Source organism: Pseudomonas sp. KCJK9016 (assembly GCF_046231795.1).
GTDB lineage: Bacteria > Pseudomonadota > Gammaproteobacteria > Pseudomonadales > Pseudomonadaceae > Aquipseudomonas > Aquipseudomonas bananamidigenes.
This window is the reverse complement of the sequence record NZ_JBJJMM010000034.1, coordinates 44,056-57,343: the sequence shown is the minus strand read 5'-3', so window position 1 is coordinate 57,343 and position 13,288 is coordinate 44,056. Positions and strand designations below refer to the sequence as shown.

General features: G+C 60.5%; 12 protein-coding genes. 7 read left to right on the top strand and 5 right to left on the bottom strand.

Translation table 11 applies throughout. The features are described 5' to 3' along the window. Window positions 1–54 precede the first annotated feature (54 nt). The 3 genes from ACK6BI_RS25025 to nhaB all read left to right on the top strand — a co-directional run bounded on the left by ACK6BI_RS25025 (window position 55) and on the right by nhaB (window position 3,469). Complete coding sequence (locus ACK6BI_RS25025; RefSeq protein ID WP_409319181.1) at window positions 55–321, top strand: hypothetical protein; 267 nt, start codon at window positions 55–57, stop codon at window positions 319–321. Window positions 322–602: 281 nt separating this feature from the next. After that, window positions 603–1,892 (top strand): hypothetical protein, encoded by a 1,290-nt coding sequence (locus ACK6BI_RS25020; protein WP_409319180.1) that lies wholly within the window; start codon window positions 603–605, stop codon window positions 1,890–1,892. A gap of 74 nt (window positions 1,893–1,966) precedes the next feature. Further along, complete coding sequence (gene nhaB / locus ACK6BI_RS25015; protein WP_409319179.1) at window positions 1,967–3,469, top strand: sodium/proton antiporter NhaB; 1,503 nt, start codon at window positions 1,967–1,969, stop codon at window positions 3,467–3,469. 45 nt (window positions 3,470–3,514) lie between these two features. On the opposite strand, the gene ACK6BI_RS25010 is transcribed toward nhaB, so the two are convergent. Genes ACK6BI_RS25010 through gnd form a run of 3 tightly spaced genes read right to left on the bottom strand, consistent with a single transcriptional unit; the run spans window position 3,515 to window position 6,821 of the window. Beyond that, a complete protein-coding gene (locus tag ACK6BI_RS25010; RefSeq protein ID WP_409319178.1) occupies window positions 3,515–4,324 on the bottom strand; it encodes an HAD family hydrolase in 810 nt (269 codons plus the stop codon). After that, window positions 4,321–5,844, bottom strand: coding sequence for a glucose-6-phosphate dehydrogenase (zwf, locus tag ACK6BI_RS25005; RefSeq protein ID WP_409319177.1), 1,524 nt, complete (start codon window positions 5,842–5,844; stop codon window positions 4,321–4,323). The genes ACK6BI_RS25010 and zwf overlap by 4 nt, the downstream gene beginning before the upstream one ends. After that, on the bottom strand, window positions 5,841–6,821 hold the full coding sequence (gene gnd / locus ACK6BI_RS25000; RefSeq protein ID WP_409319176.1) for a phosphogluconate dehydrogenase (NAD(+)-dependent, decarboxylating): 981 nt from the start codon (window positions 6,819–6,821) through the stop codon (window positions 5,841–5,843). The genes zwf and gnd overlap by 4 nt, the downstream gene beginning before the upstream one ends. A gap of 274 nt (window positions 6,822–7,095) precedes the next feature. Between gnd and ACK6BI_RS24995 the strand changes: the two genes are divergently transcribed. From ACK6BI_RS24995 to ACK6BI_RS24980, 4 genes are all read left to right on the top strand, one after another. Beyond that, a complete protein-coding gene (locus tag ACK6BI_RS24995; protein WP_409319175.1) occupies window positions 7,096–7,278 on the top strand; it encodes a DUF6026 family protein in 183 nt (60 codons plus the stop codon). Between the two features lie 213 nt (window positions 7,279–7,491). Next, window positions 7,492–9,240: a phosphoethanolamine transferase CptA gene (locus ACK6BI_RS24990; RefSeq protein ID WP_409319174.1), complete on the top strand. Its 1,749-nt coding sequence runs from the start codon at window positions 7,492–7,494 to the stop codon at window positions 9,238–9,240. Between the two features lie 145 nt (window positions 9,241–9,385). Then, window positions 9,386–11,629 carry a TonB-dependent siderophore receptor gene (locus ACK6BI_RS24985; RefSeq protein ID WP_409319173.1) on the top strand — a complete coding sequence of 748 codons (2,244 nt, stop codon included), beginning with the start codon at window positions 9,386–9,388 and terminating at the stop codon, window positions 11,627–11,629. 183 nt (window positions 11,630–11,812) lie between these two features. Then, complete coding sequence (locus ACK6BI_RS24980) at window positions 11,813–12,019, top strand: hypothetical protein (RefSeq protein WP_305833042.1); 207 nt, start codon at window positions 11,813–11,815, stop codon at window positions 12,017–12,019. An 83-nt stretch (window positions 12,020–12,102) separates the two neighbouring features. Here the strand turns inward: ACK6BI_RS24980 and ACK6BI_RS24975 are convergent, their stop codons facing one another. Together ACK6BI_RS24975 and ACK6BI_RS24970 are read right to left on the bottom strand one after the other, a co-directional pair. Then, window positions 12,103–12,600 carry a GNAT family N-acetyltransferase gene (locus tag ACK6BI_RS24975; protein WP_409319172.1) on the bottom strand — a complete coding sequence of 166 codons (498 nt, stop codon included), beginning with the start codon at window positions 12,598–12,600 and terminating at the stop codon, window positions 12,103–12,105. Window positions 12,601–12,697: 97 nt separating this feature from the next. Further along, window positions 12,698–13,279, bottom strand: a complete 582-nt coding sequence (locus tag ACK6BI_RS24970) for a DinB family protein (protein WP_409319171.1) — start codon at window positions 13,277–13,279, stop codon at window positions 12,698–12,700. Window positions 13,280–13,288: the final 9 nt, after the last annotated feature.

Sequence of the window (13,288 nt, the reverse complement as noted above, 5' to 3'; positions counted from 1 at the left end):
GATAGGAGTCCGTGTCGTGGGCTCGGAGATGTGTATAAGAGATGGGAAGAACCCATGACCGCCCCGCTCCGTATCAACGAAGCTCTTTTGATTGCCAACCGCGCATTTGAACCTTTCCAATGCGTTGCCTGGGCCCCACAAGACGGCAATGGCGAACTGAGCCTGACCGTCATCGACCGCACCAACTCGCAGATTGGCCGCACCCGCATTCCAAGCAGCGCCTATTCCGACCCGGCCCAACTCGAGCACTTGTTGCAACAGGCCCGCGCCGAACTGAGCGATGAGGGTTACACCCTGCAGTCCTGGTCGATGCCACATTGATTCGAGGGCCATGCGGATGACTTTCAAGTCATCCGCCCTCTTCCGTTAGTTGCCAAATCCTTATTAACTTCAGCTTTTTTGTATAACGCTCTTCAATACTTTCGCGCCTGAATGCTTGTCAGGCTTGCGACTGGTTCAAAAAGTCACTGTTCTGGCACAGTGCGACCCTCCACCTGTTAGTTCTGTCAGTTGTACTTGCGACTGTTCAGGGATTGAATGTTTCGCCATGCCGTCACCGACCGCTCTCACGGATCCGGGTCGACGCGCAAGGAGAAGCATGCATGTCAACTCACACCGCTATTGCGCTGCCGACATTCAGGAACAACGCCGGGCAACTCGACAAGGCGTTTGCCAGCAATGGTGTGACTCAGGTTTATTTTGCCGGCAGCCTCTGCAGTCTGACTCAGCACGTGGCTCTCGATCCGCAGGGACGCATTCTGGTAGCAGCCAAAGTCGGTACCCCCCTGGGCTATCGATTCGGCCTGGCCCGATTGCTCGAAGACGGCTCGGCGGATCTGGGCTTCGGCTTTCAAGGCAGTGTGATCGGCTGGTTCGCCATCGGCTTCGAAGCCACAGGCAGTAAGGTCCAGGTCTTGCCCGACGGGCGAATTCTGCTGGCAGGCCTGCATTACGAATCCGAACACCATACCTTTCCCGCCCTGGCACTGTTCGATGAGCATGGCCGGCCCTCGGCAGACTTCGGTGATAACGGCGTCAAGATCGTGCGCCTGCCCGGCGATCTGTCCCTGGGGACCCGCGATACGTGGCTGCCGCCAGGTGTTCCGGGAGCAGAAGCCTGTGATTTTGCGGTCCAGAACGATGGACACATTCTGCTCATTGCCAATCATCACTGCTCACTGGCCGACCATGTCGGCATGCTGATCCGCGTCAAGCCCGACGGCAATCTGGACGAATCCTTCAATGGCCGCGGATTTGTGATGGTCCGGCACTTGCTGCTCAATACCTGGCTCGGCGGCTTGTCGCTGCAGGCAGACGGGCGAATCGTGGTGGCGGGCGCAATCGATTTTCCCCAGCAAGGGCTGCTCGCCCGATACCTGCCGGACGGGCAGCTCGATGACCGGTTTGCGGTGGACGGTTTCCTCTCGTTCAAGGCTCAGGGACACAGCGCCCTGGCGACCCGGGTCATTGAATCGGGCCAGCACCTGCATTGTTACGGCAGCAGCCGGGACCCTATTCGCTGCATGGCCCTGACAGTCCGTCATAACGGTCGCCCCGAACTGCGCTGCAACAACGGTCAACCCAGCCTGCTGGACATCGGCCCCAGCGGTTGCCAGTGGAGCGCCGCACAACCCATGCCGGACGGTCGGATCATCGCTGCCGGCGCCACCATCGGAGGCGTCGAAGCGGACTTCATCGTTGCCCGGTATCTGGCTGACGGCCGGCTCGATAACAGCTTTGGCACCGGCCATGGCTGGCTGCGCACGCGGCTGGGCCGCAGTCTCGATACCGCGACGTCCCTGGCACTGCAACCGGAAGGAGGCATTCTGGTCGGCGGCTATTCGCTGGACGGCAACTACCGCGCCGTGGTGGCGCGCTATCTGAACCCATGATCAGAAACTTCCCACACTTGATCTTGCTCAACGCTTGCGGCACCTTGCGCGCTTCTTAAAGCAAGGAGCAACCGATGTCCGGTTCAATGGTCCAGGCGTTCGCGCACAACTTTCTCGGGCATTCGCCCCGCTGGTACAAGGCGTGCATCGTCGGGTTCCTGATTCTCAACGCGGTGGTGCTGTGGTCGGCAGGTCCTGTCGCTGCCGGCTGGCTGTTGGTGATCGAATTCATTTTCACCCTGGCCATGGCGCTCAAGTGCTATCCGCTGATGCCCGGCGGCTTGTTGCTGATCGAAGCGCTGTTGTTGAAGATGACCACGCCCCAGGCGCTGTACGAAGAGTTACAGCACAACTTTCCGGTGATCCTGCTGCTGATGTTCATGGTCGCCGGCATCTACTTCATGAAAGACCTGCTGCTGTTCCTGTTCTCGCGCCTGCTGCTGGGCGTGCGTTCGAAAATGCTGCTGGCGCTGATGTTCTGCTTTTTGTCGGCGTTTTTGTCGGCCTTTCTCGACGCGCTGACCGTGACTGCCGTGATCATCAGCGCCGCCGTCGGTTTCTATTCGGTCTATCACCGTGTCGCCTCGGGCAACGATCCGCGCCAGGACAGCGAATTCAGCGACGATCAGCAGTTGCCGAAGCTGCATCACAAGGATCTGGAGCAGTTCCGTGCCTTCCTGCGCAGCCTGCTGATGCATGGCGCTGTCGGGACTGCGCTGGGCGGCGTCTGCACGCTGGTCGGCGAACCGCAGAACCTGCTGATCGGTCATGAGATGGGTTGGCACTTCGCCGAGTTCTTCCTCAAGGTTGCACCGGTCTCCCTGCCGGTACTGGTAGCCGGCCTGCTGACCTGCCTGTTGCTGGAGAAACTGCGCTGGTTCGGCTACGGCACTCTGCTGCCGGACAATGTGCGCGCCGTGCTCGCCAATTACGCGGCCGAGGACAACGCCGAACGCACACCACGCCAGCGTGCTGCGCTGCTGGTACAGGCCGGTGCCGCATTGATCCTGATCGCCGGGCTGGCCTTCCATATCGCTGAAGTGGGCCTGATCGGCCTGATGGTCATCGTCCTGATCACCGCGTTGACCGGTATCACCGACGAGCATCGCCTCGGCAATGCGTTCAAGGACGCCATGCCGTTCACCGCGTTGCTCGTGGTGTTCTTCGCCGTGGTGGCGGTGATCCATGATCAACAGTTGTTCGCGCCATTGATCCGGTGGGTGCTGGCATTGCCCGCCGAGCAACAACCGGGAATGCTGTTCATCGCCAATGGCCTGCTGTCGGCGATCAGTGACAACGTGTTCGTCGCGACGATCTACATCACCGAAGTGAAGCAGGCGTTCCTGTCCGGACACATGAGCCGTGAACACTTCGAGACACTGGCTATCGCCATCAACACCGGCACCAACCTGCCAAGTGTGGCGACGCCCAATGGTCAGGCTGCGTTTCTGTTTCTGCTGACCTCCGCGATTGCGCCGCTGGTGCGGTTGTCCTACGGGCGAATGGTATGGATGGCGCTGCCCTACACTCTCGTGATGGGCTTGCTGGGCTGGTATGCCGTGAGTAACTGGCTGTAGAAACAACAACGGGAGCCCTGGGGCTCCCGTTTTTTCATGGGTCGATCAACGCGGCAAAATGTATCGGTCAATGGCATGTGCCACACCGTCCTCGGTGTTCGGCCCGGTCACCAAGTCGGCCTGACGCTTCACGGCATCTTCTGCCTGACCCATGGCGATCGACAGCCCGGCGACTTGAAACATCGCCGGGTCATTGCCGCCGTCGCCAATCGCTGCCGTCTGCGCCAGTGGCACGCCCAGATGCTCGGCCAGCGTCGTCAGTGCAGTGCCCTTGTTGGCTTCCAGCGCCGTCACATCGAGATACACCGGCTGCGAGCGCGACACCTGTGCCATTCCATTGACCTTCGGCAGCAAGCGCGCCTCCAGTTCGATCAACAGTTCGGTGTTGTGGCTGGTGGCGACGATCTTGTCGATACGCTCCAGGTACGGCTCAAAGCTGTCCACCACCACCGGCGGATAACCCAGGCCATGCTGTTCACGCGGGACCATCGGCCCGTGAGGGTCCTTGAGCAGCCAGTCGCCGCCACTGAACACCCAAATTTCGACCTCCGGCTGATCGACGAACAGCGCCAGTGCCGTCAGCGCCGCCGTGGCGGGCAGGTAGTGAGCGACCAGAATGCTGCCGTCCGGGTTGACGATCGTGCCGCCGTTGAACGCGGCGGTCGGCAGATCGACGCCCAGGGCTTCGATCTGTTGCAACATGGCTTTGGGCGGGCGCCCGGTGGCGAGGCTGAACAGCACGCCCGATTCGCGTAACGCACGAACGGCATCGATGGTGCGCTGACTCAGGCTGTGATCGGGCAGCAACAACGTGCCGTCCATGTCGCTCAAGACAAAACGGATCGGCTCACTCATCCGAGACCATGCCAGACGCGACCATCGCGAGTCAGCAGATCATCGGCGGCCTTCGGCCCGTCTTCGCCGGCGGCATAACGCTGTACGCTCGCATCCTGTTGCCAGGCATCGAGGAACGGCTGCACCGCGCGCCAGCCATTCTCGATATTGTCGGCACGCTGGAACAGCGTCTGGTCGCCGGTCAGGCAATCATAGATCAGCGTTTCGTAGCCGGTGGACGGCTGCATTTCAAAGAAATCCTTGTAGGCGAAACCCAGCTCGATGTTGGCCATGTTCAGCGCCGGCCCGGGCCGTTTGGCCAGCAGGTCGAACCACATGCCTTCGTTGGGCTGGATCTGGATACGCAGATAGGTCGGCTGCAATTCGTCGACTTCGGTATCGCGGAACTGCGCATACGGCGCCGGTTTGAAACAGATGACAATCTCGGTGTCGCGCACGCTCATGCGCTTGCCGGTGCGCAGGTAGAACGGCACGCCGACCCAGCGCCAGTTGTCGATCATCACCTTGAGCGCCACGTAGGTTTCGGTGGTGCTGTCGGGCGACACGTTGGCCTCTTCGCGATAGCCGGCCAGCGGCTTGCCGTCGATTTCCCCGGCGCCGTACTGACCACGCACCGAGTTGGCCCGCGCTTCTTCAGTGGTCCACGGCCGGATCGCACCGACCACCTTGGCCTTCTCACCCCGCACCGCATCGGCGCCGAACGCGGCCGGCGGCTCCATCGCCACCATGGCCAGCAACTGAAACAGGTGATTGGGCACCATGTCCCGCAGGGCGCCGGTGTGTTCGTAGAAACTGCCACGGGTTTCGACGCCGACGGTTTCGGCGGCGGTGATCTGCACGTGGTCAATGTAGTGGTTGTTCCAGAACGCCTCGAACAGGCTGTTGGAGAACCGGCTGACCAGGATGTTCTGCACGGTTTCCTTGCCCAGATAATGATCGATCCGGTAGATCTGCTTTTCCGACATGACCTTGAGCAGGCAGGCGTTCAACGCTTCGGCGGTTTTCAGGTCGGAACCGAACGGTTTTTCGATCACCACTCTTCTGAAGGCTTGCGGCGTTTCTTCAAGCAACCGGGCGCTGCCGAGACGGCGCACCACTTCGCTGAAGAAACGCGGCGCGGTGGCCAGATAGAACACCGCATTGCCGGTGCCGCTGTCGGCGATTTTCGCCGCCAGCGCGGAATAAGTGCTGTCGTCCAGGAAATCGCCCTGAACATAGCTGATACCTTTGGCGAGCTTGGCCCACAAGGCCGGATCAAGCATCTGATCGCCCTTGCCGACCTTCGCCGCCACTTCGGTGCGGATGAAGTCTTCGAGCTTTTGCGCGAAGGCTTCATCCGTGATGGCGTTGTGGTCAACGCCCACGATCCGCAGATTGTCGTCAAGCAAGCCGTCGCGACTAAGGTTGTACAGCGCCGGCATCAGCAAGCGCTTGACCAGGTCGCCGTGGGCACCGAACAGAAACAGCGTGGTCGGTGGTGCGGGTTCTGCCTTGGATTTTCTGCGGATCGTATGGGTCATTTCTTCGGTGTCTCCACATGGCCGCCGAAGCCGAAGCGCTGGGCCGAGAGAATCTTGTCGCCGAACGTGCCCTGGCCACGGGAGCGGTAGCGCGAGAACAGCGAGTTGGACAGCACCGGCACCGGCACCTTTTGTTCCATGGCCGCTTCGATGGTCCATTGGCCTTCTCCGCTGTCGGCCACGGAGCCGGAGAAACCGTCGAGTTTCGGGTCGACCGCCAGGGCATCCGCGGTCAGGTCGAGCAGCCACGACGACACCACGCTGCCGCGACGCCAGACTTCGGCGATGTCGGCCACGTTCAGGTCGAAACGCTGATCTTCGGGCAACAGCTCGCTGGACTTGGTCTTGAGGATGTCGAAGCCTTCGGCGAAGGCCGCCATCATGCCGTACTCGATCCCGTTGTGGATCATCTTCACAAAGTGACCGGCACCGGCAGGACCTGCATGGATGTAGCCGTGTTCGGCGCGGTGATCATCGGACTTGCGGTCCCTGGTGCGCGGGATGTCGCCCATGCCCGGGGCCAGAGCGGCGAACAGAGGATCCAGACGCTTAACGGTCTCGGCATCGCCGCCGATCATCATGCAGTAGCCGCGCTCCAGGCCCCAGACGCCGCCGGAGGTGCCGACATCGATGTAGTGCAGGCCCTTCTCGGCCAGGGTCCTGGCCCGGCGGATGTCGTCCTTGTAGTTGGTGTTGCCACCATCAATGATGGTGTCGCCCGCTTCAAGCAGAGTGCTCAGGGTTTCAATGGTGTCTTCGGTCGGTGCGCCGGCCGGCAGCATGACCCAAACGGCACGCGGCTTGGCCAGGCCCGCGACCAGCGCAGGCAGGTCGGCGACGCCGGTAGCGCCCTCGGCGGCCAGGGTGTCGACAAAGGCGGTATTGCGGTCGTAAACAACGGTGGTGTGACCGTTGAGCATCAGACGCCGCGCAATATTGCCGCCCATGCGGCCCAGTCCAATAATCCCGAGTTGCATGTGCTGATGCTCCTTACTGCAAATAAAAGTGTGTCAAAGGTTATAGCCCAACGCGCTCATGGAGATTAGTCCAGAGCGCCGGTGTGAAGTTTCCGGGTATTGTGCCCGATCCAGACTGATAACGTCGGGAAACGTGGCGAAGACACAACGACCATGAAAAATAAAAAAGTTCCATTCACGAGCAAAAGAAACCAGAATCGGCGCCGATAGCAGATCAAGGACCCGAAACCGGGGCTTGACCTGCAGTTGAGACACGCCATTTGCGAGGTGAGCAATGGGCACAGTACACACAGCAATGCCGCCACAAACCCTGTACGTCACGATCCGCCGCGATGAACTGCGCCAGCTGCAGGATGAACGCGACCAGCTCAAACAAGAGTTGGCGCAACTGCGTCTGATGACCCAAGGCGTCGAGCCAAAGCCTCTGCCGCGCGTCCAGCGTTCGCCGCACGCCTGATTGCCCGCCTGCCCCGGGAACGGCTGCCTTGCCGTTCCCGCATGATTCGCCTTTTGCCACTTGCGGCAACTCACGAAGTTTTCACACTCGCTTGTTGATACTCCGCCCCATTCTGCCGCGCGCGTCCGTGCGCGGCTTCCGTTCGTCGGTTTTCATGCGCTCGTTTCATGAAGTGCCCCGACGGTGGCAATGGTGATTGAGTTGGAGTGCTGAATGGCATTGTTCAAACGCAGCAAGTCTGCTGCGGCAGGTTTTGACTGGGCCGGTTTAATCTGGCTGTTCGTGTTCTTCTGGTACTTCTCCGGTATCACTCAACTGCTGATCCAGCTGACCGGCACCTCGGGCTTCACCGGTTTCCGTCAGGCCTTCGTGATGAGTGCCGTGTGGCTGGCGCCGATGCTGTTGTTCCCCAAGCGCACCCGCATGCTCGCCGCCGTGATCGGCGTGGTGCTGTGGGCCTGCTCGATGGCCAGCCTGGGCTACTTCTTCATTTATCAGCAGGAGTTCTCCCAGAGCGTCATCTTCATCATGTTCGAGTCGAACGTGTCGGAAGCCGGCGAGTACATCACCCAGTACTTTGCCTGGTGGATGATCCCGGCGTTTCTCGCTCATACCGCGTTCGCGTACTTCCTGTGGACCCGCCTGCGTCCGGTCTACCTGCCTCGCGGCCAGGCCTTCGTGGCGGCCATGGCGATTCTGATCGCGGTGGTCGGTTATCCGCTGATCAAGCAGACCCAGCGCACCGGCAGCTTCGCCGGCGGTTTCGAGAAATTCGAGACCCGCATCGAGCCGGCCGTGCCGTGGCAGATGGCCGTGGCCTACCACCGCTACCTCGAAACCCTGGGCGAAATGCAGGGCATGCTGCACAGCGCAAGCAAGATCCCGCCGCTGCATAACCTCAAGGATGCCGGTGCCAACCAGCCGGCGACCCTGGTGCTGGTGATCGGCGAGTCCACCAACCGTCAGCGCATGAGCCTCTACGGCTACCAGCGCAAGACCACACCGGAGCTGGACAAGCTCAAGGATCAACTGTCGGTCTTCGATAACGTCGTCACCCCGCGTCCGTACACCATCGAAGCGCTGCAGCAGGTGTTGACCTTCGCCGACGAAGAAAATCCTGATCTGTACCTGTCCACGCCATCGCTGGTCAGCATGATGAAACAGGCCGGCTACAAGACCTTCTGGATCACCAACCAGCAGACCATGACCAAGCGCAACACCATGCTCACGACCTTTTCCGAACAGGCCGACGAGCAGGTGTACCTGAACAACAACCGCAATCAGAACGCCGCGCAGTACGACGGCGACGTGATCGAGCCGTTCAACAAGGCCCTGACCGATCCGGCCCCGCGCAAGCTGATCGTCGTGCATCTGCTCGGCACCCACATGAGCTACCAGTACCGTTATCCGCCGAGCTTCGACAAGTTCCAGGACCGCGATGGCGTCCCGGCCGGCGTGCGTGACGATCAGGTACCGACCTACAACAGCTACGACAACGCGGTGTTGTACAACGATTTCGTGGTGTCGAGCCTGATCAAGGACTACGCCAAGTCCGATCCGAACGGCTTCCTGCTGTACCTCTCCGATCACGGTGAAGACGTGTTCGATTCGGCGGGCCACACCAACCTGGGTCGTAACGAAAACAAACCGACTGCACCGATGTACACCATTCCGTTCATGGCCTGGGCCTCGCCGAAGTGGCGCGAAAACCACGACTGGAGCTTCGCTGCCGACCTGAGCCGGCCTTACAGCAGTGCTCACTTGATCCACACCTGGGCGGATATGGCCGGTCTGAGTTTCGATGAACTGGACCGCAGCAAAAGCATCGTCAGCGCCAGTTTCAAGCAACGCCCCCTGTTGATCGGCAACCCCTACGAACGTGAACAGCATGCCTTGATCGACTTCAGCCTGATGAAGCCGAAAAAGCCCGAGAGCGTCGTGAAGGAAGTGGTCAAGCAGTAACCTGGAAAGGGCCGGAAACGGCCCTTTTTCATGCCTTCGCAACACCCAGAAATGACAATATTTCTCGTTTGTCACTAAATCGCCCTCTCCCCCTTCGTCTTTGAACCAAAGGAAATTTTCCCTCGAAGACAAGGAGTCGGCTGCGATGTTCGCGCCCATCACTCGTTCCATGACCCTCTCCCTGGGCCTGTGCAGTGCTGCATTGAGCCCCGATCTGCTGGCTGAAACCGACGTCGAAAAACAGCCGCAGACGCCTGCGACACTGGAGCTGGCGTCCACCAGCGTCACGGCCGAAGGCCTGGGTTCCACCACGCAAGACACGGGGTCGTACACCACGGGCGCCATGAGCACGGCGACGCGGTTGAACCTGTCGATCAAGGAAACCCCGCAATCGGTATCCGTGGTTACCCGTCAGCAAATGGATGATTTCAAGCTCGGTACTTTGTCCGAAGCCATGAGCCAGACTACCGGCGTGGTGGTGCAACACAACGATTCGGACCGGGTCAGCTACTCGTCACGGGGCTACCCGATCAACAACTTCCAGATCGACGGGATGCTCAACACCTTCAGCCGAATGAAGTCCGACTCCGACACGATCATCTACGACCGCATCGAAGTCGTACGCGGCGCCGCCGGCCTGACCACCGGTGCCGGTGATCCTTCGGCGACCATCAACATGGTGCGCAAGCGCCCTACCGCACAATTGCAGGCACTGGCCGGGGTCAGCGGCGGCAGTTACGACGATTACTACAGCTACGTGGACGTGGGCGGCCCGCTCGCCTTCGATGGCCGCGTGCGTGGGCGCAGCGTGCTGGCCTATCGCGACAGCCAGTCGTTTCGTGAGAAATACGCACTGCAACGGGAAGTCGGTTACGGCATTCTCGAGGCCGATCTGACGGAATCGACGGTGGTTGCGGTCGGCTATGACTATCAGGACAAGCAGGTTCAAGGCAGTTCCTGGGGGACCGTACCCTACTGGAATGCCGACGGCGGCAAGGCCGGTCTGGGTCGTTCGACCAACATGGCGACGTCCTGGAGCTCCTGGCCGATCAAGGACAAGACCGCCTTCGCCAGCCTCGACCAGGCACTGGCCGGGGGCTGGCATCTGAAAGCGGCCTATACCCATCGCCAGAGCGATACCGACGGCAAGGTCTACTACGGTGGTGCGGGGTTCCCTGCCGATAATCGCAGCGGAATGACAGCCTATGCCTCGCACATGATCGGCACGCAGAAAATGAAGGTGTATGACGTCAATGTCTCCGGCCCCTATGCCTTGTTCGGTCGCGAGCACGAGATGATGTTCGGGTATGGGGAGTCCGAGCGTAGCGAACGCAGCCCCTACACGATCGCAGGTGCGGTGCCGCCGGGTTACGAAACCATTCGTGACTGGAAATACATGGGCGACATCACGAAATTCCCCGACACCGTCACCGGCCTGACCGGCTCCACCTCCAGCACCCGGCAGAAAGCCGGTTACCTGGCCACGCGCCTGAGCCTCACCGATGACCTGCACGCGGTACTGGGCAGCCGCTACGGCAGCTGGAAGTCTTCGACCTCCTCCACTTCGTTCGATGACAACCTGCAAGTCAACGGTATCGATGCCAGCAGCCAGCAACACAATGACATGTGGACCCCTTACGCCGGCCTGCTCTATGACCTGACGCCCGAATACACCGTGTATGTCAGCTACACCGATATTTTCAATCCTCAGGAATACCGCGACGCCAATCGCAAATTCATCGAGCCGGTGGTCGGCAGTAACTATGAAGTGGGTCTCAAGGGCAGCCTGCTCGACGAGCGCCTGAACCTGGCCACGGCGGTGTTCTGGAGCAAACAGGACAACGTGGCCGAACTGGACGATTCGGTGCCGCCGGACCCTGTGACCGGTGAAGAGTTCTACAAGTCCGGTGGCAAGGGCAACAAGGTCAACGGTTTCGAAGCCGAAGTCTCGGGCGAAATCCTCGACGGCTGGAACATGACCGCCGGCTACACCTACACCCACGCGGTCAACGGCGAAAAACACCGCGCCAACACCAACCAGCCGCTGAACCTGTTGCGATTGTCCACCGCGTATCGCCTGCCGGGCGACTGGCACGCACTGACGGTGGGCGGCGCGGTGAACTGGCAGAGCGATGTCTATGGCAGTTCGAACCGGCCGGTCGGGCGTGGCGCCGATGGCCGGCTCATCACCGAACGGGCGCGGATCAGCCAGGGGGCCTACACCGTGGTCAAGCTGATGTCGCGCTATGAATTCGACAGACATCTGTCGGCATCGCTGAACGTCGACAATCTGTTCGACAAAAAGTATTTCGACAACGTCGGCTTTTACAACGGCGTGTACTGGGGTGATCCACGCACTGTGACGCTGAGCCTTGACTGGAAACTCTGACGCCTTTCCCGCGACCTGCACGCATCATCGGTGCGTGCAGCACGCCTCCGCCGCCTCGGAAATATTCAGTAAAACCTGCATGGGACGCACGTTAACCTCGGGTTAATGCCCTCGCCGGACACTGCGCGCCGAAGCACTGATTCATGGACGAACGGCTCCGACATTTTTTCGTAGGAGACAACCATGAAAACCACAACTGCACTGCTTGCCGGTCTGATCACCTTGGCTTCCGCCAGCGCTTTCGCCGAGGGCGGCGCCGAGCGGATGCGTTATCACTGGGAGAACTTCCCGGTCCACACCGCGCAAAGCCAACAGGCTGACACCAAAGCCAACGAACTCCGCGTTCCGGACGACCAGACCGCACAGGTCACCGAGCATTACCGTCCGTGATGTAACAAGGTTTACCGATGGACCTGCGATGGCTCCGCTCTGGCTTCGCAGATGACAGTTGGGCGCCCTTCGGGGCGCCTTTTTTATGCCTGCAGTTCCTTGATCCAGAACAGCATGCGCCCGTGATTGGGGTCGAACATGCCCGGCGCAAAGCCGAATTTGGTGTAGGAGCCCTGAGCGACGGCATTACCTTCGAGCACTTCCAGGGTGATCTTGCAGCAGCCGCGCTGACGGGCGATTTCCTCGACCTTGCGCAGCATTTTCTGACTCAGTCCCAATCCTCGAAACTTTGTCACCACCGACACGTCGTGCACGTTGACCAGTGGTTTGCAGGCGAAGGTCGAAAAACCCTCGAAGCAATTCACCAGCCCCGCCGGCTCCCCGCCGACAAAGGCCAGGACGCTGAAGGCGTGAGGCCGCTTGGCCAGCTCTGCGGGCAGTTGCTGCAACAGTTCGGGGGCAATGGAATGACCGCCACCCATCGGGTCTTCGGCGTAATGATTGAGCACCACACCGATGGCCTCGGCATGCAGCGGGTTGGTATAGCTGGCTTGAAGCACAAGAATCTCTGCGGAATCCATTTCCATCCTCGATCGCACGGGCCCCGGTGCGTTTCATACGCACTGAAAGGCTCACCGACCTTAGCGCGAGGCAACCTGCGACCACAACCCGACCGTCTCAGTGGCCCCAGATCAATTCTTCCGTCCAGCCCAGTTCCGCGAAATCCTCGGCCCGCAGCCCGGATTCACCGGCACAGAAAAACTCATCCAGTTGCGGTGGTTTCACCGGCGTACCGCTGAGCATGGCGTGGACCTGGCCACGGTGGTGGATCTGATGTTCGAACAGGTGCGAGATCATCCGCAGACGGCTGTCGTGCTGCGGCGTGTCCCGGGCGATGGTGACGATGCGCCCCAGATCGGTATCGCGCAGTTGTTCGCAATAGGCGATCAAGCGACGGTCGACATGGGCCTGTTCGTGGCGCAAGGCCTGGGCCTCGGTGAAGGGTTCGTCTGCGCTGAAGAACACGTAGCAATCGGGATGCGGTTCGTCACCACGCAACTCGCGTTCCAGCGCATCGACGTAGAACCAGTCACAGGTGAGGATGTGGTTGAGAGTCAGGCGGATGCTCGGGAAAAAACTCACTCTGGGCGCCGCCAGCTGCGCTTCGTCGAGCTGCAGCCAGGCCTTGGCCAGTCGATGATTGGCCCAGGCGTTCTGATAGGCCATCGTCAACAAGTGATGGGACAGTGGCTGAATCATGTGACGCCC

Excerpts from the sequence above, each read along its gene's own strand:
- ACK6BI_RS25020 (WP_409319180.1), top strand. The coding sequence starts at position 603 with ATGTCAACTCACACCGCTATTGCGCTGCCGACATTCAGGAACAACGCC.
- nhaB (WP_409319179.1), top strand. The coding sequence starts at position 1,967 with ATGTCCGGTTCAATGGTCCAGGCGTTCGCGCACAACTTTCTCGGGCAT.
- ACK6BI_RS25025 (WP_409319181.1), top strand. The coding sequence starts at position 55 with ATGACCGCCCCGCTCCGTATCAACGAAGCTCTTTTGATTGCCAACCGC.
- ACK6BI_RS24990 (WP_409319174.1), top strand. The coding sequence starts at position 7,492 with ATGGCATTGTTCAAACGCAGCAAGTCTGCTGCGGCAGGTTTTGACTGG.
- ACK6BI_RS25010 (WP_409319178.1), bottom strand. The coding sequence starts at position 4,324 with ATGAGTGAGCCGATCCGTTTTGTCTTGAGCGACATGGACGGCACGTTG.
- ACK6BI_RS24985 (WP_409319173.1), top strand. The coding sequence starts at position 9,386 with ATGTTCGCGCCCATCACTCGTTCCATGACCCTCTCCCTGGGCCTGTGC.
- gnd (WP_409319176.1), bottom strand. The coding sequence starts at position 6,821 with ATGCAACTCGGGATTATTGGACTGGGCCGCATGGGCGGCAATATTGCG.
- ACK6BI_RS24980 (WP_305833042.1), top strand. The coding sequence starts at position 11,813 with ATGAAAACCACAACTGCACTGCTTGCCGGTCTGATCACCTTGGCTTCC.
- ACK6BI_RS24995 (WP_409319175.1), top strand. The coding sequence starts at position 7,096 with ATGGGCACAGTACACACAGCAATGCCGCCACAAACCCTGTACGTCACG.
- ACK6BI_RS24970 (WP_409319171.1), bottom strand. The coding sequence starts at position 13,279 with ATGATTCAGCCACTGTCCCATCACTTGTTGACGATGGCCTATCAGAAC.
- zwf (WP_409319177.1), bottom strand. The coding sequence starts at position 5,844 with ATGACCCATACGATCCGCAGAAAATCCAAGGCAGAACCCGCACCACCG.
- ACK6BI_RS24975 (WP_409319172.1), bottom strand. The coding sequence starts at position 12,600 with ATGGATTCCGCAGAGATTCTTGTGCTTCAAGCCAGCTATACCAACCCG.